12 protein-coding genes are annotated in these 23,398 nt (G+C 56.1%); 3 read left to right on the forward strand and 9 right to left on the reverse strand.

Translation table 11 applies throughout. From position 1 onward, the window contains the following. Window positions 1–162: 162 nt before the first annotated feature. The 5 genes from OHL13_RS11470 to OHL13_RS11490 form a co-directional block, all read right to left on the reverse strand. Window positions 163–3,558 carry a TonB-dependent receptor gene (locus OHL13_RS11470; protein ID WP_263410261.1) on the reverse strand — a complete coding sequence of 1,132 codons (3,396 nt, stop codon included), beginning with the start codon at window positions 3,556–3,558 and terminating at the stop codon, window positions 163–165. A 231-nt stretch (window positions 3,559–3,789) separates the two neighbouring features. Then, window positions 3,790–5,190, reverse strand: coding sequence for a metallophosphoesterase (locus tag OHL13_RS11475; RefSeq protein ID WP_263410262.1), 1,401 nt, complete (start codon window positions 5,188–5,190; stop codon window positions 3,790–3,792). Window positions 5,191–5,192: 2 nt separating this feature from the next. Beyond that, window positions 5,193–6,617: a multicopper oxidase family protein gene (locus OHL13_RS11480; RefSeq protein WP_263410263.1), complete on the reverse strand. Its 1,425-nt coding sequence runs from the start codon at window positions 6,615–6,617 to the stop codon at window positions 5,193–5,195. A 71-nt stretch (window positions 6,618–6,688) separates the two neighbouring features. Beyond that, window positions 6,689–7,945 (reverse strand): hypothetical protein, encoded by a 1,257-nt coding sequence (locus tag OHL13_RS11485; RefSeq protein WP_263410264.1) that lies wholly within the window; start codon window positions 7,943–7,945, stop codon window positions 6,689–6,691. 224 nt (window positions 7,946–8,169) lie between these two features. Continuing rightward, on the reverse strand, window positions 8,170–8,712 hold the full coding sequence (locus OHL13_RS11490; protein WP_263410265.1) for an RNA polymerase sigma factor: 543 nt from the start codon (window positions 8,710–8,712) through the stop codon (window positions 8,170–8,172). A 240-nt stretch (window positions 8,713–8,952) separates the two neighbouring features. Here OHL13_RS11490 and OHL13_RS11495 point away from each other — a divergent pair, with 240 nt between their 5' ends. Both OHL13_RS11495 and poxB read left to right on the forward strand, forming a co-directional pair. Beyond that, window positions 8,953–12,438, forward strand: a complete 3,486-nt coding sequence (locus OHL13_RS11495) for a TonB-dependent receptor (protein ID WP_263410266.1) — start codon at window positions 8,953–8,955, stop codon at window positions 12,436–12,438. 105 nt (window positions 12,439–12,543) lie between these two features. Further along, a complete protein-coding gene (gene poxB, locus OHL13_RS11500) occupies window positions 12,544–14,265 on the forward strand; it encodes a ubiquinone-dependent pyruvate dehydrogenase (RefSeq protein WP_263410267.1) in 1,722 nt (573 codons plus the stop codon). A gap of 109 nt (window positions 14,266–14,374) precedes the next feature. Here poxB and OHL13_RS11505 read toward each other — a convergent pair whose 3' ends face one another. After that, window positions 14,375–14,791 (reverse strand): hypothetical protein, encoded by a 417-nt coding sequence (locus OHL13_RS11505; protein ID WP_263410268.1) that lies wholly within the window; start codon window positions 14,789–14,791, stop codon window positions 14,375–14,377. A 2-nt stretch (window positions 14,792–14,793) separates the two neighbouring features. Between OHL13_RS11505 and OHL13_RS11510 the strand changes: the two genes are divergently transcribed. Next, the gene (locus OHL13_RS11510; protein WP_263410269.1) at window positions 14,794–16,233 is read left to right on the forward strand and encodes an alpha-L-fucosidase; all 1,440 of its coding nucleotides are present in this window, start codon (window positions 14,794–14,796) and stop codon (window positions 16,231–16,233) included. A gap of 44 nt (window positions 16,234–16,277) precedes the next feature. Here OHL13_RS11510 and OHL13_RS11515 read toward each other — a convergent pair whose 3' ends face one another. The 3 genes from OHL13_RS11515 to OHL13_RS11525 form a co-directional block, all read right to left on the reverse strand. After that, the gene (locus OHL13_RS11515) at window positions 16,278–17,528 is read right to left on the reverse strand and encodes an SGNH/GDSL hydrolase family protein (protein WP_263410270.1); all 1,251 of its coding nucleotides are present in this window, start codon (window positions 17,526–17,528) and stop codon (window positions 16,278–16,280) included. Next, window positions 17,528–19,567 carry a glycoside hydrolase family 31 protein gene (locus tag OHL13_RS11520; RefSeq protein ID WP_263410271.1) on the reverse strand — a complete coding sequence of 680 codons (2,040 nt, stop codon included), beginning with the start codon at window positions 19,565–19,567 and terminating at the stop codon, window positions 17,528–17,530. The genes OHL13_RS11515 and OHL13_RS11520 overlap by 1 nt, the downstream gene beginning before the upstream one ends. Window positions 19,568–19,780: 213 nt before the next feature. After that, the gene (locus tag OHL13_RS11525; RefSeq protein ID WP_263410272.1) at window positions 19,781–23,221 is read right to left on the reverse strand and encodes a TonB-dependent receptor; all 3,441 of its coding nucleotides are present in this window, start codon (window positions 23,219–23,221) and stop codon (window positions 19,781–19,783) included. Between the last annotated feature and the right edge of the window lie 177 nt (window positions 23,222–23,398).

A 23,398-nucleotide genomic window follows, 5' to 3' on the forward strand; every position in this document is an offset into this window, starting at 1 on the left:
TATGGGCCACGAAGAGACTGGGAAAAGAAACTGCCCCCAGAAAAGACGAGCAAAATCCCGATACATACTTTGAACATAATTTGAGGGTTCCATCAAATAATCGGAAGGCCCTTCCAGAAAGTTTCTGGAAGGGCCTTCGAGCCAGCAATTACGAACAGGTGATTAGAAAACCAGCTTGCCAGAGAGTTGCAGGAATCGCGGCAGGTTCGACTGGTCCGTAGCAACAGCCACTTTTCCGAAATTTCCGTTGGTGGAATCAATAACAGGACCATTGAACCATTGCGGCGTATTCGTCAGGTTGAGCGCATCGCAACGAAGTATGAGAGAGACCGATTCTTTGAGGACCGTCTCTTTCATAATGCTCACATCCCAATTGCGAATGGGAGGATTACGAAGCGAAGACATGCGGGTTGACCAGCTCTGGAAGGTGTCAGAAGGACGGGTCCTCCATGCTGCGGATTCGCCAGACTGGCAATTCTGCGTGGCGCCCGAGGTGAGCTGCGTGCAGGTGTTGAACCAGCGATTGAGTGTCGGGTTCGATAGCTTTGGATTGACACCCGTTGGGATGACTCCGGTAGGTGTTGTGAGGGGCATACCACTCTGAAGACGAGCGATTGCACTGAGACGCCATCCGCTGACCAGTGTGTTGACCGCACCGGGCAAAGAGCCGGCGAACTTACGTCCGTGTCCAAACGGAAGCTCGTAGACGCCGTTGATCTGGATGCTGTGTGCAACATCCCATGCGGCAACAACCTTTTCCGGAGAGCTGTCCTGTGCCTGACGGAATGCTGTCTGTCCGAGCGTCTTAGAGAAGGTGTACGAGAGGCTCGCACTGGCGCCGGCCGACATCTTCTTCTGAAACAGTGCCTGCATGCCGTTGTAGTTCGACGAACCGATGGAGTTGGTCTGCGAAGTAATTCCGAGATACTGCGGATAAGGACGCAGGAGTTGGCGGCGCTGAACCGTGCTGGAGTTCAACGATGTTCCAGGAAGCTTGCCTGCAAAAGGGTTGGTGACGCTTGCTGACAAATAGCTCGTACCCTGCGCCAGGTTCGATGCAGAGATTTCGTTGATGGACTGGCTGACGGCCAACGCCTTGGTGGTGCTGCCAACGTAGCCAACGGAGGCCAATACCTTTCCTGGAAGTTCGCGCTGCACTTCAAACGAATATTGCTGCGTCCACGGAAGTTTCCGGTTGGGATTGGCGAAACTCAACGACTGCCCGAGATTAGCCGACAGTCCGAGCGAGCTGCCGGAGTTCTGCTGTACTCCATCCGGAAAAGGATTGGTGAGCGTATTGTAGGGAGTTCCTGTAACAACAGAGGTGACCATCGCTGTCTGCTGGCTGAAACCGGGAGCGTTGCCGGGATCGTCAAAACCCTGCGCATAGACAAGACCATAGCCGCCGCGGAGTACCGTCTTGTTATCCAGACGATAAGCCGCACCAACACGCGGCCCAAAGTTATTGAAGTCGTTGTTGTAGATGCCACGGGGCTGGCCATTCACGCCCGCGTAGAGCAAGCCACCGCGGAGATTCATACCCGATACCTGCAACGGGCTGGCTACCGAGGTATCAAAACCGCGAGCAACTGCGTTATGACGATCGGTCATTGGCGTCATCACATCCCAGCGCATACCAAGGTTCACAGTGAGCCGGTCTGAAAGACGAACATCATCCTGCACGAAGAGGGAATACAGCATCTGCTGACGGATCTCTGGCGTATTGACGTCAATGTAGCCAGACGCCGGGGTCCCCAGAAGGAACGAAGCAACCGAGTTGCCGGAGGTGGAGTTTGCGGCGTTGGCATCGCTGCCGGTGAAGATTGTGTTGAAGGTAAAGTTGCCGGAGCTGTAGCCCTGGCTAACGATGTAGACACGGTTGAGATAGAACTCGCCACCCGTGCGAATGGTGTGACGTCCGAAAGAACGATACAACAGAGCGTTGAAGGCATTGCCCTGCGAAATGGGGCTCAGACCTTCGGGCTGCGCACCGATCTGGGCGTAATTTGCCAGGTTGAAAACAGGGATTTTGTTCACTGCCTGCGAGGCGAACTGACTGGAGAAACCGAGGTTCGTCAATCCATATCCGCTTCCCTGTGGGCCGCCATTGTGCAGCAGGAAGCGTTCGAAACCGATACGAGCATCGATCATGGTACGCGAGTTGAAGGCGTGCGTTGCCTGGATGGTGAAGTTGTGGTTTTCACGGTTGTATTGCGAGTTCTTGCTGGGATCAAAGGCATTAACCTCAGCGATCGTGGAGTACAGGAATCCGCGCGCTTCCGTAAGCTTGTTCCGCGAATAGCGAACAAACATGGACGTGGAGTTGTTGATGACATAGTCACCGCGCAGTACCCATGTCCCGAACAGATCAGAAAATTTGCGTGAGTTAGGACCGTTCACCAGGTTATTCAAACCCGTCACAGAATCGCCAGCAGCATTGCCAAGCGGGATGGAATTCAGCGTCTTCACGGCAACCGGGTTCAGCATGCTGGCAGGGATGACGTTGTTTGCAAACGCATCGCGCACGTAGGCATTCTTCACAGAATCAAAGCGCGTGGAGAACGGGTTATAAATCGTGCGCAGCTTGCCGGCGCTGTAATACGTGCTGGAAAAATCACCGGTGCGCTGAGCAGCAGTAGCAACGGAAGTAGTGAAGGGATCGGGGATGTACTGCCGCAACTGCTCATAAGCGAAGAACGCGAAGAGCTTGTTCCTGCGAATAGGGCCGCCAATCGACCCGCCGAAGGTATTGATGTGCGACGAACTGCGCGGCGTGCCAGCGTAGTTCGCGTTATAGGTGTTTGCATTGAACATGGTGTTCTGCAGAAGCTCATAGGCAGATCCATGAAAACGATTCGTGCCGCCACGCGTGGAGATGTTTACGATGCCGCCCGTCGTCCAGCCGTACTGGGCATCGTAGACAGAAGTATGCACACGGAACTCATCCGTTGCAGAGACCGGAGGAACATACGCGACAGAGCTGGACTGAGAGAGTGCCGACGTACCATCCACCAGCACTTCGTTCATGGAAGGTTGTCCACCATTGATCGACATACCGGAAGATCCGCCGACGTCAAACGAACGAAGACGCTGCGCGCCCGATGTAACGGCCACACCAGGAGCAGACCATGCCTGCGCAAAGATGTTCTGTCCCTGGAGCGGTGTGTTCTGAACGCGCACATTGTCAACGGTCATGCCGCGCTCTGCGGATTCGGACTCCACCAGCTCCGGCTTCGCCGCCACAGTGATTGTGCTCGATACGGTCGCCAGCGGCAGCCGGATGTCGAGCCTGGAGTCGGAGGCGGTCGATATGACGAGCCCCGTCTGATGCACCACGGAGAAGCCTGCCTTCTCCACCGTAATCTCGTAGGTTCCGGGGTTAAGGAACGGGATATCGTAACGACCATCACTATGGCTTGTGCTTATCTGCCGCGTTCCGGTTTGAACATCCAGCAGGGTGATGCTTGCCCGGTCAACGCCATTTCCACTGATATCTGTAATGCGGCCGGAGGCCGAGCCACGCGTGTCCTGTGCAATCAGCGCACAGTTAAGGAGCAAGAGACATACAAACAATCGAATCCAATTTCGCATTTCTTTGCATCTTTCTTTTGGTTTAGATTTCGTCGTTTCGCCCGGTACTGCACCAGGCTCATCAAGAGGAAGTGCTCGGTCACTTGCTCATGGAAGCACCCTCTAACTTCGCTTTGTCCATTCATTTGGGCGCATGGATTTCCGTTCGCTTCACGGAGCTTCCGTGAGCGCTTCCTCTGGCCGAAAGTTGTTTGCCGGTTAGTGGATCTCTGCGCTGTTCATCGGTTCGCCGTCCGTACCGATGAGTTGAATCTTCATACTCTTGCTGTCCGCCTCAATCACCGTGAAACCGTTCTTTTTGGCTTTGAAGATGCTGTGGGGATAGTTCGGATCGCGAAAGTCATACAAGGATGCACCGCCGCCACCACTCAGGAAAAAATGAACGCCTGCCTCTTGCCGCAGTTGCTGCATGTTGTGGTCGTGACCGCAAAGGTAAAGATCAACACGATTGCGAAGTACAGGAAGCAGACGATGGATCAGATTCTGCTCATCCCCCCGCGTGGCGGAGTAGATCTGGTAGTGGCCGTACACAACCTTCCATCGGGCGGTGCTCTTGGCAAGCTCCGCGTCAAGCCATGCAACCTGGCGCTGGAAGAGTTTCGTGTCGGAAAGTTCCTGGGTATCAATTGCGAAGAACTGCACCGGCCCGGCGGTGTAGGTGTAAAAGGTCGCGGGCATCGTCCACGTCTTGCTGCGATTGGAATACAGCACCTCGGCCGCCGGACCGTCGGCCTGCAGGTAATCGTGGTTGCCGAGCGAAGGATAGAAACGAATCTTCATTGGCCCGTAAGGCTGCTCCCAGAATGCATCCCACTTCTCATCCTGTGGGGAGCTGACACCGCGCGGATAGAAGTTGTCTCCGAGCGTGATACCGAAACTGAAAGGATGCTTCTGATGGTAGGCACGCATGGTTGAAGCCAGATTCATCTGCGCGGCGTTACCCGTTCCAAAGTCCCCGATGGCAAGAACACGGATTGCCACATCCGCAGGAACCACCTGGAAGACCGGAGGTGGTGTGCGAAGGAACGTGGGCAGGTTTATCTGCTCATCCCAAGCCAGCCAATCGTCCGCTTCTTTTTGTAGCAAGCTTGCACCGGTCCGGTTTCCCTCCTGTTCCGCGCGTGCAATACCCGGCGCAATCAGTGCTGCGTTTCTTCCCCATTGCATGCGGCGAAGATCGCGCGCTGTCTCCAGCACAACATTGCTGTCTGTTTCTTTCTCCAAAAGGTTCTGCAGCTTCGTTTCAAGCTTGTGCCGCATTGCCGCATCTTTCGGATCACGAATCTGGCGACCCAGGCCGGTCAAGAGAATGTACTGGCGCTTTGCGGCAGAGCTTTCAACATCAAGTTGCCTCAAGAGGAAATCAACACCCTGCTCACTATTTCCAAGAGCACGAATGACCAGTTCGTCCGCGGCATCTGGATGGTGAGCATTTGTCTCGATTGCATCATTTTGATCATCACGCGCCACCGTAACGTGCATTTGCGAAGCAGCTTCACGATAAGCAGGACTTACATGCCTGACAAATTCAGGGAGCAACGGGTCCTGCGCCTGCAAGGCAGATGCAGTGAAGAGCAATGCGGCAATCGACCATTTCAAATTCAATTCTTTCTCCCATTGGTTGCTTGCAGAATCGTTGCCATGCCGCAGTCCATGTGCATCTGGTTATGGCAATGGAAGAACGATGGCTCGGTATCGTACGGGGTATATTCAATTTCAACGCTCTGCAAGGCTGGAACAACAACCGTGTCCTTCCAAAGTCCGCTCACTCCGCGGCCACAGTATGTTTTCAACTCAAAGCGGTTGCGGTGAAGATGCATCGGATGATCTTCATCCGATGCATTGTGAAGAGCGATCCGATAGGGGCGATGAAGCTCAGGCATCGACTCCTTAAGCATGGTCATCGCCCACTGTTCAAATCCGTGGCGATCCCTCGGCTTTCGCTCAAGCAGAAACTCGGCATCCGGCTGCTTTTGATCTGAGGATTGATAACTGAAGCGCGTGTAATCGAGTGGGCCTGCATGACCTGCCGGGGCAGACCATACGGGATCGCGACGATGCCCTTGATAGGCGATCACAATTCCCATCCCCTTTGCGCGTGCCTCATCATCTACCGAGCCCAGAATCCAGGTACCGGGGTGATTCATAACGACGATGGCACTGGCTCGCTCGCCCGGCCCAAGATAAAGCACTTCGATATCAGCGACTACCGGAACAACATCTCCATCAAGCGCATGGATATGGAATGAATGGCCTGGCAGATGCAGAACAAGTGGTTCTGTCGCGCTCGCATTCACAATATGAAAGAGGATGCGCTCTCCGGCAGCCACGCACACTGGAGTCTCCTCGTCGAGGGGCTTTCCTCCAAGCGTGGCGTGGCGGTAGCGAATCTCCCATCCGCTTTCATTGCCTTCCTCGTCGTCGGCATCGATACGAAGATGGTGTGTCTGCTCTACTGACTTCTCCACCCCCTCATCGTCGGAGTAATAAGCGTCCCACTCGTGGCTTGCCAGAACTATCTCGCGGTCTCGGGCGATGTCACTCATGCCGCCATCTCCTACAAGCACTGGCGTGAACTGGCCGCTGTAAGGCCCCTGCTGCAGCGAGTGCATTGTCATCGCATGGGAGTGGACGTAGTACAGTCCGGGATTTTGCGGCGGCAACGTGTATTGCAGAGTTCCATGGCCTTCAACGGCCTCGCTCTGCTCTTCGCACGTTCCGTCGTAACGCGCCGGGACCTGAAAGCCATGCCAATGTACGTACTCGCTTTTTGATGTGCGGTTGTCGATTCTTACAGAGATAGCCGTGTTCGCGGGGAGTTTGAGTACCCCAGGCCTCACGCTATAGAAAGTGCTCTCCACAGAATGACGGCCGAGATCCATGGTGCCCCGTTCGATATGGAGATTGAGCGATGCGGTTCCACTTTCAGCTTGTGCGGGAATGGCGTGAACGCATGCAACTACGCCTATGCCCGCCATAAATTGACGACGCGAGACGCTGCGATTTTTCCATGTCAGGCTGCTCATGCCAGGCGAAATCTCTCAAGCTGTGGGATTCACCAGCTAAGTGCCTGTTGTGAGCGAGAAAGTGCAGCCGTTTAGTGAATGTTCAGTAAATGCCGCACCGAGGCAGTCTGAACCGTTGCACTGGACCTGGAAAGATCACTGCTCAGAAAGAGCTGCTGCAACGCAAAATCGAGCTGCATCGCCTCCGGCCCATGCAACAGCCGCGGCGAAGCAGCAGCCTGCATATAGGGCGACAGGTCGGCGGTAAGCGTTGCTTCCATACGGAGCAGTTCAAGCCGCTCCGTTTCGATGAGTGCTTCGAGATCGCGGGAACAGTCGCATGCTCGAAGTGCATCGCGGCGCGCAGAGAGAGCATCCAGCCAGATGGCTTTTCCCATAATCTCTCTCGACGTGTAGGAGATATGCTGCTTGAACTGATTCTGCTGCGACGCGTCCGGCATCTGGTGCTCAAGCCAGTCTTCGGCAAGTGCGGGACCGGCTCCACTCATCCGTCGTACCAGATAAGTCTGTTGCTCCGTTATGCGCGAGGGCGATTGTTTCGAATTCGATTGGAAGCTCTTCAGGATACGGCGGCGAATTTCCGCATCTTCCGCAAAGATTTTTATATCCACATTTTCGCCATTCCGCACGACGGCGGAAGACCAGGCGGAATCAGCGTCCGCAGTGCGCAACATCTGCCATGCCTTCACCTCGACATGGTCCGCCAGGCTGCCCTGCCTTCCGAAATCTGCCATGGAGCGCGTATCCAGAGTCGCAACGGTTCGCTGCTGCACCTGATTTGTTTCAGGCTTTGGATCTTCTTCTGTTACGACCAGCGCTGCGGAGAGATCGCGAAAGTGCAGCGTGAGACGAACTGCGCGAAGATTGTTTTCCTGTAGCTCCAGGCTTGCTTCCTGAATCGCCCCATCGTCCGTGGCTGTTGTAACAACCCATCGCCCTGCCTGGCGCTTCAGTTGATCGCGATGGGAACTCCGCTGACCTCTCCATTGCTGGAATGCCTTGCTGGAGAGCAGGCTTTCTGATTTCCAATGTGCCTGGGCCAGATGATCGGAAGCTTGTTGACATGCTGTGAAGTCAGAGGACTGGGATGCGCTGACGACAGAGCGGTCAGTTCGGCAAGCAACAGTACCCAGCATGACCCGCAGGGACCGTATGGATTGCTGATCACCGTCCGATTGCTCGGCCTGCTTCAATAGTTCGGTTGTTCTGGCTTCGACCCTGCGGGCAGGCAACAACAGAGCTACGAAGCCAATTGCCGCCAGAGCGCATGCGCCTGCGGTCAATGCTCCGAAGCGAACATTACGTGCAAAAAAAGGACGTGCGCTCAAGGAAGTGGAAGTGTCATTCTCGTCGAGCAGGCTCTGCCAGCGTTCATCGCTTCCCTGTGTCAGATCGGCAAGGACTGCGTGCGCCGTACGTACACGGTCAATCCGCTGGCTGCAGGTGGCGCAGTGGCGCACATGATCCGTAGCCTTCTGCTGGTCGCGGGGCGAAAGACGGCCACCCGCGAGGAGCACCATCTGTTTACGGCTAATATGGCTCCATGGCATCGTCATTTTGTTGCGCCCACCTGGTGCTGCAGCTTCTCGATGGCGCGCAGCGTAACTCTTCGTGCTGTCCAGCGTGAGATATGGAGCTCCTCCGCGATGCGAACGAAGTCTTCTCCGCGGAAATAAAGCGTCAGGCAACGGCGTTCCTTCACGTCGAGCTGCGCCAGAAGGCGCGCCCCTGCTTTCAGCATCGACTCATCCAGAAGCGTCTGCTCGACAGATGGCGATGGATCAACTGGCTCGACCCGGTTCCACTGTCCATCTACGCGCGCCGCTTCAATGGATACTTCCCGGTTATCACTCCGTCTGCGGTACTCGCGATAGGCCAGGCGACGGACAACAGTCCTCATCCATCCGCCTGCGAACTCGACACGAGGAGTTTCGCGCTCCTGGCGCAGATAGGCTACGAATGTCTCCTGAGTAAGGTCTTCCGCCCTGGCGTGGTCCCCCACCAGTTGATACGCATAACGGAAAATGTACTTCCATAGCGAATCGTGCCCATCGCTCGATTCTTTTCCGGCGCTGCCGGACTGTAGCGCGTTCAAGTCAGCATCTGTATCCTGGCAGGTACTCCATGCCGTTCCGCTTCCTTGAACTGTGTGCATATCTGTGGACTATGGCACGGCCGTTTGAAGAGAACGTTAAACGGCTGTTCTCTGAAATTTTGCACAACATTTATTCTGCGGGGCTGCACCCGAGCACCACCTCAGGCCCACTATATATATCCGGCATATCTGACGAAGACCTGTACGTCGCAAGATCGGACGCTGGACGATTTTGGACCTATGTCTCTACCTGCTTCAATTGCCATTCGCTCCTGGCGATGCTTCCTAAAGGTGTTGCTGCCGCTGGTGCTTTGTCACTGGACGTTGCCCTATCGCGCATTTTCTCAGGTAGGAACATCGGTCCTATCCGGCGTGGTACGCACCACAACAGGCGTTTCCCTGGATGCAGTCGCGGTCACACTATCCGATGTCGACCGGAAGATCTCTCTTACCACCTCAACAAATGAGGCAGGGTTCTTTCGCCTGGATGGAGTCGCCTCCGGAAACTATACCCTTGAGTTTTCGAAGAGTGGGTTCGACACCGTTCTGCAAACCGGAATCATCGTGACAACCAACGATCATCTGGGCGCCAATGTACAGATGCATCTCAGCACGGTTTCCGCGCAGGTTGAGGTGAACGATAAGCCGCCAATCCTGCAAACCGAGGATGGTGCTTCGCAAACTACCTTCCAGAATCAGTCAATCGAACAACTTCCCGCATCCGGAAGAAATTTATTTCAGCTCACCTTCACGTTGGCAGGTGTTGCCAAGGCTTCTTCCGCTTGGGGAAAGTTCTGGCTTTACTCGGTGAGCAATATGAACAATATCTCCATTGGCGGAGGCCTTCCAATGGAAAACGAAGTCACCATCGATGGGCAAAGCACAACGCTTTCCTCACGCGGAATTGCATGGGTTCCCCCCGTGGCAGCCACCAGAGAGGTGACGGTGCGTGCTGGCCAATACGACGCCTCAACAGGCAGGCTCGGTGGCGGGCTTACCGGCTTTACGCTGCATAGTGGTTCCGCGGCACTGCACGGGCAACTGTATGAGTTCCTGGAGAATAGCGCTCTCGATGCAAACACGTGGCAAGCAAATCATGCTGACAGTCCGAAACCGCATACCAGCAGCCACCAGTTTGGGTTCCGGCTCTCCGGCCCCATTCCGTTTCCGCAGCCCCTCAGCGCTAAAACGCATCTGTACTACATGGTCACGCTGGAGGCACTTCGCTCCTCAGGAAAGATTACAGCTCTGGCGACTGTGCCTACGCTGGCCATGCGAACGGGAGATTTCTCCGCGTTGCGGAATGCAGCCGGTCAGGCGATTGCGCTCTACGATCCTTTAACAACAACTCGACTGCCTTCGGGGACTTTTGTCCGTAATGCTTTTGCAGGCGCCCGTATCCCCCAGTCGCGCATCCATCCAGTCGCCGCGGCAGCTATCTCTTACTATCCCTTGCCAACGGATGGCGGGCAGGATAACGTCAATAATTTTTCCTCTACGCTGCCCACCTATAACCGCTATAACGCCTGGGTTGGACGCGTCGATCTCGTGCGGGAAAACAGCGCTCTCTCTCTGCGGTATGGACAAACGCCCTGGTACAACCGCGCGCAACTGGTATGGGCTAACAATGCGGCGGAACCCAGCAAGCAAAGCCCTTCCACACGCACAGAACGGAGTGGAGGAGTGGCTTTACGGTGGATGATATCGCCGCGTATCTCACTCCACGCCGGCGCGGGAGTCAACCGATATGAAACCACGGGTGGCAACCAGTTTGGCGACGGATTCAATCCTCAGCAACTGGGATTCAGTGCGTCCACAGTCGCAAATTTTCAGCATTTGCAGTTCCCTCTCTTCAAACCAGGGTCCTACTCACAACTGGGTGCCATCTACACGCGCAATGCCGAAACCTATACTGCTTCTGTTTCCGATACATCCCTGGCAATCCTTTTAGGAAGACAGGCCATTCGCATGGGTACCGAGTTGCGTCGCTATGACTACAACATCAATGCGCCCTCGACCTCGTCAGGAGAGTACGACTTCAGCAAGGCCTGGACACAGGCTTCTCCGCTTCAGTCGGATTCACTTTCAGGCGATGCGATCGCCTCTTTCCTGCTGGGCTACATGAGTGGAGGCAGTCTACCCAAGACCATCGCTCCCATGTATCACAACTACTATGCCGCTTTCTACCTGCAGGACGACATCAAGATCACGTCGAGCTTCACACTTAACCTTGGCTTACGCTGGGATGTCGAAACACCGATGGGCGAGCGTTACAACCGTCAGGTAGTCGCTTTTGATCGCAACGTGCAGAGTCCACTTGCCGGCACCATGGCTTCGAGCACAGCCTGCCCCGCCTGCGAGCACCTTACCGGTGGGCTGCTCTACAGCAGCGTGAATGGCAATCCAAAACTTCCCTTCCGCACCTATTGGAACAATCTTGCACCTCGTCTTGGGTTTGCCTACCAGTTCACCCGTCATGATGTACTCCGTGGCGGCTTTGGCCTCATGTATCTCGGGCAGGACTCCCGCGGGGCGGCGGCAAATTTCAATGCGACGACCAACATCACCACCTCGACGGATGGCGGTCTTACGCCGCACTGTACGCTTTCCAACCCTTTCTGCGAAGGAGTCCAGTCTCCGCTCGGCGCATCGCTCGGGCTCCGTTCCCAACTGGGATTAGATATCAGCGCGCCTTTCCGCGACCGGCCGCTGCCATACGCGCGGCAGTACTCCCTGGAGCTACAACACGAGCTTCCGCACCAGTGGCTGGTTGGGGTTGCCTACCTTGGAAACGATACACAAAGAGTTCCGGTTGCTCTTGGTCTCAACACCATTCCTCTGAATGTTCTCCGCAGCATCCCAACGTCGCAGCGCCCCTCGTACTTCACGACGGCGCTGTCCAATCCGTTCCAGGGGCTGTTGCCTGGCACATCGTTGAACGGCGCCACCGTCCCGCGGCAGCAATTGCTCTATGCATATCCTCAGTATGCGTCAGTTACACTGACGGACATTCCCATCGGATCGCGCCGGTCGGATGCCCTTCAACTGCGTGCGTACCATCCGGTGGGATACGGCATGACCTGGAACGTGAACTGGACGTATTCCCGGGTTGCCGAAAAAACAGCGCCGCTCAATACCTCAGATACTCGCCTGGACGCTTTACTCGATACCGCTCTCGAACACCGTCTTAGCCAGTTCGATGCCACACACCTGGTCAACGTCGTGGCTACCTACGATCTTCCCTACAAGAGCTCTTCGCTGCAACAGCTCTCCTATCTGCGGCCTTCCGGATGGCTTTCGAACTGGACCGTCAGCAGCAGTTTCGTCTTTCGCACAGGGTTTCCCGCACCGGGAGCGACCAACTGCCCCACCTCATCGCCTGCCTCGCTCGCACCAATCCGCGATGTCTCGGTGGACCGTCTGCTCAATCCCGCTGCCTTTCCATCTGTATCGCTGACCGCGTACGACCTGCGCTCCTGCTCGACCCGCATCAACACGGTGCGATTTCCTCACTTGCTGACGGTGGATGGTTCAATCGCCAAGACGATTCCGCTCTGGAAAGAAATGCGACTCCAACTGAGAGGCGACTTCTTCAACCTTGCAAACCGGCCTTACTTTACGACGCTTCTGAGTAATGACGTGACCGATACCAGCTTCGGCCGCCTGGTCGCGACCCAGGACAACGACCCGCGCACAACGACGGTATCGGTGAAGATTACGTTCTAATAGGCCGCGTTTTTAAAAATAGAGAAGCTACGAGGGACCTGTTCCATTCGGCGACAGTATGCCGCCCTATCGAGCGGACCAGCATCTAACGGTCAGGAGAGCAATATGGCGCAAGTCGCAGAGATTCTGGTGCAGACACTGGTCAAGGCCGGTGTGACGCGGGTTTGGGGTGTCGCGGGTGACTCACTGAACGGGATTACAAACACCATTCGCACGACCGATGGCATCGATTGGATGCATGTCCGGCATGAAGAGACAGCAGCCTTTGCCGCCGGTGCAGAAGCCCACCTGACCAACACCCTGGCCGTATGTGCCGGAAGCTGCGGGCCTGGCAACCTGCATCTGATCAACGGCTTGTACGACTGTCATCGCAATCGTGTTCCCGTACTTGCCATCGCGGCGCAGATCCCCAGTCAGGAAGTTGGCACGGGGTACTTTCAGGAAACCAATCCCGAACACCTGTTCAAAGAGTGCAGCCACTATGTGCAGCTCGTCTCTCAGCCGGAACAGATGCCGGGCGTGCTGGCCATCGCCATGCGGACAGCCATTGCGAAGCGAGGTGTTGCGGTCATCGTTCTTTCCGGCGATATCGCATTGCGGGAATGCCCTTCCCCTGCGATTTCCCTGGGAATTCTGGAATCGAAGCCAGTCGTTCTTCCCTCTTCCGGAGAACTGACACAGGCAGCCGCCATTTTGAACAGCGGCAAACAGGTCGCCATCCTTGGCGGCGCAGGCTGTGCGGGCGCCCATCCAGAACTAATCGCCGTTGCAGAGCGGCTAAAGGCTCCCATCATCCATGCCATGCGCGGCAAGGAATTCATCGAGTATGACAATCCTTATGACGTTGGCATGACCGGGCTGCTTGGCTTCTCCTCCGGGTACCACGCCATGAAGAATTGCGATGTCCTGCTGATGCTCGGCACGGACTTCCCCTATCGGCAGTTTTATCCGCAGGATGCACACATCGTGCAGGTTGACCTGCGTGGCGAGCAGATTGGCCGCCGCGCGGAGATAACGCTTGGCCTGGTGGGCACCGTAAAAGACACACTGGAAAAGTTATTGCCCCTGCTGGAAGAAAAATCGGATACGACCTATTTGGACAAATGCCGGACTCATTACGCAGAGGCACGCAAGGATCTGGATGACCTTGCCGTGGGTACCCCGGGCAAGCGTCCTATCCATCCGCAGTATGTGGCAAAGGTGGTGGACCAGCTGGCCGCCGAAGATGCCATCTTCACCTGCGATGTAGGTACGCCAACCATCTGGGCGGCGCGCTATCTTCGCATGAATGGCAAGCGTCGCCTTTTGGGATCGCTGCTCCACGGCTCCATGGCAAATGCCTTGCCACAGGCTTTGGGCGCGCAGGCCGCATATCCGGGCCGGCAGATCATCACGCTCTCTGGCGACGGTGGACTGGCAATGATGCTGGGAGACATTCTGACGCTGCGTCAGCACAACCTGCCGGTGAAGATGATCGTCTTCAACAACAGCTCCCTGGGCTTCGTCGAACTGGAGATGAAGGCTGCGGGTATCGTGGACTACGCAACAGAACTGGTTAATCCGAACTTTGCCGACCTGGCTGCAACGACCGGTGTTCTCGGCATTCGCGTGGAGTCACCCGAGGAGCTTGAGCCCGCCCTGCAGCGAGCGCTTGCCCATGATGGGCCGGCCCTGTTGGATGTCATCGTCAACCGGCAGGAACTCTCCATGCCGCCGACCATCTCCGCCGAGCAGGCTATGGGTTTTAGCCTGTATATGCTGAAGGCCGTGATGAGCGGCCGCGGCGACGAGGTCATCGACCTGGCACGCACAAACCTTTTCCGCTAATCCACCTACACGACGGCCTGTCTCGCTTGCAATACGGACAGGCCGTCATTGTTCATACACCCGGCACGTGGCGGAACTGCATGCGTCTACGCGCAATATGCTGTGCGGATCAGCATCGAAGCCAGCGGGTATGAAACGGCGTGGCCGGCAGCCCCACAGAGTTATAGAGGATGCTCGCCGGATTATCCAGCCACGCGTATCTGGCCTGCCCTGTAACTTCAAAACGCAGAACGATCTGAGATCGAAATTGTTTGCGCGGCATACGAACCCTTTCCATAGCGAGAAAACATTTGGCAGAGGCGGTTTCCCGGCGTCCCATCATCGCGCGGCCAACCACATCGGCATAGCAGCGGATTTCTCTCTTAGTACGAAAAATTAATCGACTAACTAAAACCATGTAAACCCTCTCATCAGGCATTCTCCTGTGCTCGACAAGCGCAAATAAATCGCCTACTGTTATTGCGTTGATCTGTAGCTGGTTTTCACAAAGCTGGTCGCAACAGTTCATCCCCCATGAAGGAGACATGCATGCATTCTTCAGTTCGGCGCCTGGTGATCGGCGCATTCACTCTTTCAACGCTCCCCGCATTTGCACAGCTTCAGGGCGGCAAGATTGAGTCGTCCAACAAGCCTCACCCTGTGGCCTCGATCCAGGATAAGGAGACCGCCGCACAGCGCGATGCGCGGATGGCATGGTGGCGCGAGGCCAGGTTTGGCATGTTCATTCATTGGGGCCTGTATGCCGTTCCTGCGGGAGAGTGGCATGGAGAGCGAACATCCCACATCGGCGAATGGATCATGAACGATCTGTCGATCCCCGTAACGGATTACAAGCAGTTTGCGAACAACTTCAATCCAACCGGATTTTCGGCGCATGACATCGTTGCAATCGCAAAGTCGGCTGGCATGAAGTACATCGTGATTACGGCAAAGCATCACGACGGATTTGCCATGTTCGATTCCAAGGTCGATCCATTCAATATTGTTGCGGCAACGCCGTTCAAACGCGACCCCCTGCGAGAGCTTGCGGAGGAATGCCACAAGGCCGGCTTGAGGCTGGGCTTTTACTATTCACAGGCACAGGACTGGACGGCTCCAGGGGGCACAGCTATACCCCGCGCCGGGCACAACAAAGAGACCGGCCACTGGGATAAGCAGCAGGACGGCAGCTTTGACGAATATCTGAAGACGAAGGCTCTTCCCCAGGTGAAGGAGCTGCTGACGAACTACGGCGGCGTGCCAGACATTCTTTGGTACGACACGCCGACAGACAAGATGACGCCGGAACGGGCGGCCGAGTTTGTGAGCGTGATGAATCAGTATCCGAAGCTGATCTGGAACAACCGTCTGGGCGGTGGCTACAAAGGCGATACTGAGACTCCGGAACAGTACATTCCGCCACAGGGTTTCCCAGGTCGCGACTGGGAGTCGTGCATGACGATCAACGACACCTGGGGCTATAAATCGTTCGACACGAACTTCAAATCGAGCGAAACGTTGCTCCGCAACCTGATCGACATTGCAAGCAAAGGGGGCAATTACCTGCTCAATGTTGGGCCGGACGCGAACGGAAAAATCCCGGCCCCTGAGATCGAACGGCTGCAGGCCATGGGCAAGTGGCTCTCCACAAATGGCGAATCTATTTACGGAGCGCAAGCCACACTGTTTGGCCCCGAGGCGGGCGCGTTCGCACCGGCCAGCGGCAACGCCAAGCCTAAGTTCGTTCCAACGTGGGAGTGGAGATCCACAACCAAGGCAAACCGTATCTACATTCACCTGTTTGCATGGCCTAAGGGAAGCTTCCATCTGGAAAAGCTTCCGCGCACAATTGGCAAAGCTTACCTGCTCGGCGATCCGAGCCACAAAGCGCTGAAGTTCACGCAAAAGGGACAGACTCTGGATGTCACCCTTCCATCAGCACCGTTGGACCCGATCGCAACCGTGCTCGTACTTGAGTCGAAGAAGTAGCCCGCCCCATCTCAAAGGCCGTCGCGCTCACGCGGCGGCCTTCCTTATTGCGCTAAAGGAAGCAAACGAAAGGTGTGCTCTATCCGTGTAGCAGCCTTGTCCGCGCGTACCTGCGATGCTTCCACACTGGCATCAAAAAAACGTGCGGCTTCGGGCAGCAAGGCCTCCGCCTGGGTACCTGACGCTCGTGGGCCCAGAAGACGGTTGCGGACCACCTGGTTCACCTGGCTATCGGCCGCGGCATAGTACACAGCCCGCGAAGCGGTGCGCATGGGCGTATCGGCATCGGCGATATCGATACCGTGCTGTAACTCCGATGCTGTTACCGGGCGCCCCAACGGTTTCCCATCAATTTCCAGCTGGTACTGTCGCGAAGTCTCGGGCAGATGCACGCGCAGCATGCGGCGTCCGAGAGAAGGCTGCGGTGCAAACATGCGCCACAAAATTACATTCCCGTCCTCTTTGCCAAGCGGTATGGTATCCGGAGCGTCCAGTTCCGACCATGACAGCGAGCCATCGGCTTCACTTCGAAGATGCTCAGGGTGCGAGCCATCCGCATGGATCACCGCGGGCTTACGTCCATCCAACTCAACCTCCGCAATGTTCTGCGGGTAGTGCCAGGCATGAAGCAGCACCTGCGCCATAAGCAGATGGATCGCTCCCTGCGGGTGGACTCGATCCGGAATAAGGCTGACCGCAGCCACCGCATTTTGCTGCTCTGCCTGCTGCAGTGCGGCGATCACAGGCGCATTGAAGTCTGCAAACTGCGCTCCGAATTCTTTCGCCAGCTGTTGCACGGCAGCCGAGTATCGCACCAGGGGCGCATTGCCGTTGTCATGGACACGTGTCGTATCATCCAGCGGCGATGGACCAATCAGCAGGACGCGAGCCTTAGGAGCTTCTGCATGGAAGCGTTCGAGAATGTGACGATAGCCCTTGAGATATGTCTGAAGCGCAGCTTCATCGCTACCTCGATCATTCATGCCCAGCATGACCGTGATGACAGTAGGCTGGCGAGAAAAGACATCTCTCGTCAGCCGTTCATCGATTGCTCCACCGACACCACCACTGACTTTATCTCCACCGACGCCTGCGTTGAAGAATCGCAGCTTCCACTCAGGGTGCAGAGCGCGAATGGCAGTCTCTGCGTAGACGGTATAAAGCTGCTGTGCGGTAATGCTGTCGCCATAGAAGACAATGCGGTCACCATCGTGCAGTGCGAACGAGTCTTCCGCGAACGCCGATGTGCAGAACAGACAAACAGCGATCCATGCAGACGATTTCCAGCGCCCCACTACCTGCCCCCGGATAAAACGTAGGTGGCTCCTGGTTGCGGTACAAAGGTGAGGGCATGACCATCCGTGCGCGCTGCAATGTTGGCACCCGTAGAAGAAGCCACCTTTATGTTCGCTAGGCTCTGAATAGCTGGAACCTTGATCGTGATCGGCTTGTCGCTCTCCGGCAAGGTCACTTGCACCGTGGACGCGTTGCCGATGGGATAGACACACACACGAACCTGACCGTCGATTTCCTCCAACGTAACGCCGGAACCTCCGATAAACAGAGGCGTTTTCGTCGATGGCATGGCAAAGCCTTTCAAGGTTTGCCTCCCCTCGTAAACCTTGCCCGTGTCATAGTCCATCCAACGGCCTTCGGGCAGGTAGATATCGCGCGTTATGGCCGTCGCGTAGTCGTCTCCGTAAAGCGGCACAGCCAGCATGGCGTCCCCGATCATCCACTCGTATCCGCGCGCAGAGGAGTTTTCACGACCGTAGGCATTCGCATCGCCCGGGAAGGCAATCGGCAACGGGGTCATCGTCCAGGGAAAGCCGTCGTCATTCGCCTTGCGTGCATTGCTATAGAGGTATGGGGCGATGCGAGCGTGAAGCTGCGTGGAGGCCAGCATGACATCAGAGACTTCTTTCCGGAAGCTCCAGGGTGGCTCACCCATACCCATGGATGCGTGCAGCGAGGCCCAGCGCGCATTCCTCATCATGTACGTTTCCATTTTCGGCGTGCGGGCGGTGCGGAAGTGGTTTTCTCCAAAGGTTCCGCCAACGATGTCGGGGTATACAAAGGGAAAGCCGCTGTAAGCCAGCGCAAGCGCATTCACAGGGCCACGATCCTGATCCTGGTTGAAGTTGAAGTCGTTGATACGGTGCAGGTCGCCGTTGGAAGAGAGATATCCGTTCCGCTCGATGATCAGTTGCTTCTGCGCAAAAAGACGATCATTCGTTGGATCGACCTTATCGTCATGCAGGTCATAACCGGCATAACCATAGAAGTCTTCTTTCCAGCCGTTGATGCCGTAGTCCTGCCACTTCTTGACGAGATCCATATACCAGTTCAGAGCTGCTGGATTATGTGCATCCAGCAGATAGAACGGCTGCCTGGGCCATCCACCTTTGTAGACCTTGGCCTGTCCGTTCTCTTGCAGAAAGTATCCGTGCTTCACACCTTCATCGGAGTACGGCCCACCCACGATGAAGGTAATCCGCAACCCCAGCATGACAGCCAGTCCCTTATCGCGGAAGTGCTGGATCAACGCCTTCGGATCAGGATACTTTGCCTTATCCCAGTAGCCGAAACTCGTCGTCTCATGCATCGTCTCCGGCTCGGCCGGCCAGAATCCTGAGCCGATGACCATCCACTTGAGGGGATAGCCCTCCTGCAGGTAACGGTCGACGCTGTCGCTGACCGTATGCGTATTGGTGTCCCAGCCGAGCGCACCGAAGGCCTCCCAGCCAACACCGAACGCCTGATACTTGGGCATCTCCACCTTAAAGCCAGCTTCGCGGCGCACACGCAGGTACTGCGCATAGATCGCGTGGGGGGCGCCAAAGAAGTAGTACAGATGAACTTTAGCCGGTGCATGCTTCACCCCCTGCACAATCTGGCTGGCGGAGGTGTGCACGATCTTGGTTGTGGGATCGATCAGCAACTCGGCAAACTGCTGCTTTGGATAGATGACGAAGTTGCTGACAAGCCGGGAGATTCCCTGCCCGGACAAGTACGCATCATCGGAAAACCCCGTCACATCGGTATTGAAGGACTGGCCACCGGCATGCTCATACTTCGCCTGGTAGACGGCATGGTCCGCCAGTCCGTAGGCCGGTGCTGCGCCGCCGGTCTGGAAACGCAACTCCGTTCCAGGTTCCGCGACACTTGCTTCAAGATCAGCCAGATGCTCGGAGAGCGTTACCTTGACCGCCACATGCTTTCCCGCAGTGGTGCTCCCTTCGAGCCATACCGAGTCAGTGCTGCTGCGAACCTTCCGAAAGTGAACCGGGTCGCCCGCCAGCAGCACACCCGATGTGGCATCGGGCGTTACCACAGGTTTGCCTTCTCTCGAAAAGCCGTATCGACCAGAAATCTCATCAATCTGAAAGGTCACGCCACTGTGCACCAGGCGAGTCTCCGCATGCAGCGATGAAGCCAGCGCAAACACTGAGCAGAAAAAAAGACAGTTGATCCGTCGCATAGGTATCCCTTCAAGGAAGCAGCAATGTCATAACTGCCCCAGTTCCGCGGAACTGGGGCGATCTGTTTAGAAGTGGAGCTTTGCACCCAGTTGCAGTGTCCGGGCAGCCATTGACGTTGTAATCAGGCCCATGTTGTTGTTCGTGTTGGTGCTGGTTCCTGAGTAAGAGGTATTGGGCGATCCCAGGTTGGTGTGGTTGAAGGCGTTATAGGCTTCAAGACGAAGCTCCAACGAAGTCCGTTCGGTGATATGCGTTGTCTTGAAGACTGACATATCGAAGTTGATAACACCCGGACCACGCAGCTTGGAATAAAACCGTGGAGCATTCCCATAGGTGTAGGCCGCGGGGTTGGTGAAAGCAAGGTAGTTGAAACGGCGAAACTTGTTCAAGGTGTACCCCGTTGGATTTTGCCGGAGCAACGATTCATTCAGGTCTGGCCGGGTCGCTGCCTGATTATTCGCTCCACTAAAGCCCAACGGTCGGCCGGATTCCAGCGTCATGGTCGTGTTGAACTGCAGACCACCTACCAGCCGGTCCATCCATCCCCCCTGGTTCAGGAGGCGGTGATTCTTGCCGAACGGCAGATCGTAAAGCATGGCTACAACGCCGCGATGGGTAACATCAATCGCATCGACGCTATAGTCAGCATCAAGATTGCGCCAGTTCTGAATCCCTGTGCCAGTCTGCGTGATACCGGCCGTTGTGGCAACATCGGTATAGACCGGCAGGCTCATCAGCTTGCCATAGGTATACGCCCCCTGAAACTGCAGTCCCTGGGTCGCGCGGCGCTGCAAGGCTACATACATAAAGTTGCCATCGAAGTGCGCTGAGCGAGGATAGCTCTGAATCACGCTTGCCATGTATGGGTACGGCCTGAGCAGGTTTGCACGGGAGATAGTGGCGGCGTTGAGCGTTGCATTCTCCGGAACCTTGCCAGCATAAGGATTCGTCACCAGCGTATTCAGGTAGGTAGCGCCCTGAGAAGCATAGCTGGGGTCGAGCGTGTTGACATTGAGCGCACCAAGGTTGAAGTAACGGCCATGGTTCCCCAGGTACGAGACATCCAAGACCGTTTTGAACGGTAGCTCGCGAGAGAAGGTGAGCGTGTACTGCATGCTTTGCGGGGTGCGTGTACGCGGCAGAATGTAGTAACCGCTCTGGCCGCGGAAAGACAGTTGCCCCAGCGAAGAACCCAGCGGCTGCAAACCGGGAGAAGGAACTCCGCTTGAGAACTGGAAGGCCTGTCCATAGGTTGTCGCGGAGCTATAGCTGGTGGTGATACGTCCAAAGCCGTTTGTGCTTCCCGCAGCTTCGTCATACGATGCCTGCGCAGTCGTGGGATAGTACATGGCATATCCACCGCGCAGCACCGTCTTGTTGTCATTGGTCAGGACAAGCGCGAACCCGAGACGCGGACCCCAGTCATTCCAATTTTCACGGACGAAGTTTCTTCCCTCTCCGTTCAGTCCTGCAAAACGAACTGCGCCGAGATATCCGGTCACCGGGTTCGTCTGCGTGATGTCGAAGTTGCCCATGCCGTTTTTCTTTTCATGTGGCTGCTGCTGGTAATCCCAGCGCAGGCCCGCATTCACCGTAAGACGGCGGTTCGCGTGCCAATCATCCTGCACGTAGCCGGCAACCTGCAACTGGCGGAATGCAATGCCACGAGCCAGCTGGATGTTGGCAGACGACACCGAGCCCACCAGGAAACTGGCCAGGGCATTGCCGACGTTGCCATTGGTGGTCACCAACGCGCTATCGGATCCCTCGGCTGTACTGTTTGAGCTGAAAGAGTATGCACCAGCCGCATTGCCCGACTGCAGATTGAAGCCTTCAACCCAACGGCCATCAAAGCCAATGTGCATCGTATGCGCACCCAGTGTTTTGGTGACATCGTCCAGCACCTCATACGTGGTGGATGCACGGAAACCGACCGTGCCATTCAACGCAGGAATACCTGAAATATTCAGAATGGGGGCTACGTCTCCACCTACGCCGGGTAGTCCAATCTTCTGTGCGTAGTTCTGGTTCGTCGTTGCCGCCTGGAAGGGGAAATCGGAACGCAATCCTGAGATACGAAAGTCGTTCAACAGAGTCGATGAAAAGATGTGCGTCTCCCCCAGCATCGCTGTCCAGTTCGTCAGCGTGTCATTCCGGTAGTAGAGCGGACCAAATCCCAGGGTTCCGTTGTTCGTAAAATTGCGGTAGTACGCGTAGCGCGCAATGATGTTGTCCTTCGCGCCAATGCGGTAGTCCACGCGCCCAAGGATCGTTCGCTCAGTGGAAACCAGCTTGGGGTTTGCCAGATAGTTGTTCGCGTGTGTGCAGCTGTCGTAGGAACCGATCGTGTTATTCGGTGCTGGGATAAACAGATTCATAGCTGCGAGCGAAACCTTATCCTGCCGCGAAACCGGGATCTGATTATTCGCAAAGGCCTGTCGCTGAGTCGTCGCGCTTCCTGTCGCAGGATCGTAGATGTTATACGCCGTGCAGACACCATTCACAACGCGGCTAAGATCACTGAAATTACCGCCCCGTTGCTGCACCGTAGGCACGGTGTAATAGGTCGCTGATCCGGTGACATAGCGATACTCTTCAAAGTTGCCGAAGAAGAATGCCTTATCGCGGATAATGGGGCCGCCCAGGGTACCACCGTAGTTATTGAACCGAAGCTCCGGTTTTGTCGTCTTCGGCATCGCCAGGGTTGCGTCAAGATAATCATTGCGGAAGAACTCATATGCCGAACCATGCAGCTGGTTGGCGCCCGAACGCGTGACGACGTTGATGACACCGCCTGATGTATATCCAAACTGCGCCGGAATCACGCCCGTCATGATGCGGAATTCCTGTACGGAGTCTGCCTTGATGTTGATGGCCACTTCGCCAAGGTAGTTCTGCAGGTTGCTCACACCGTCCAGCAGGTTATTATTGCCGCCAGGCACACCGCCGGAGATACGAATAGCGGAGGCCTGCGTTCCACGATTCGTGAAGCCCTGGTTCGTCGCGCCTGCAGCAGAGACCACTCCAGGACTGAGAGTAGCCAATGCAAGCACGCTGCGGCCGTTGACCGGAAGCTCCTGAACCGCGCGCGTATCAATCGTATTGCTGATCTGCGCATCCACGATATTCAGCGCGGGCGGGGTGGCCTCAACGACGATGTTGCTATCCACCGTGCCCACCTGGAGTTGCGCATTTGCGGTAACGTGCGCGGCGGCGTCTACAACAACGTTCCGCGTGGAGTAAGAGGAGAATCCCTCAAAGGTGACGGTGACCGTGTACTTTCCCGGCGGCAGAGGCTGCGACTGGTAGAAACCACTGTCATTGCTTTTCGTGTCGTACTTCAGTCCGGTCGCGTCATTGGAGATGGCGACAGCGGCATTTGGCAGCACACTGCCCGTTGGATCAGTGACGGTTCCCCCAATGGTTCCGACATCCTGCTGTGCCCGGGAAAACGGCGCCAGCGCAAGCAGCGCCATCAGCAGGATTGCGATGCTGGAAAGCTTCATGATGGCATTCCGGCTTCGCGGGATAATTCCGATGTGTTCAAGCATAGTCGTTTGGCCTCGACATCAAGCGTTTAACCTTCTGTATTCGGCGAATCCCTGGGGGAGAGCTTTCGTCAGAACGCGAGAATCCTAAGTTCGTCATGGAAATCTTGTCAACCGTTTAATCTTCAGGCAAGA

It is taken from the genome of Terriglobus tenax, assembly GCF_025685395.1.
GTDB classification, from domain to species: domain Bacteria; phylum Acidobacteriota; class Terriglobia; order Terriglobales; family Acidobacteriaceae; genus Terriglobus; species Terriglobus tenax.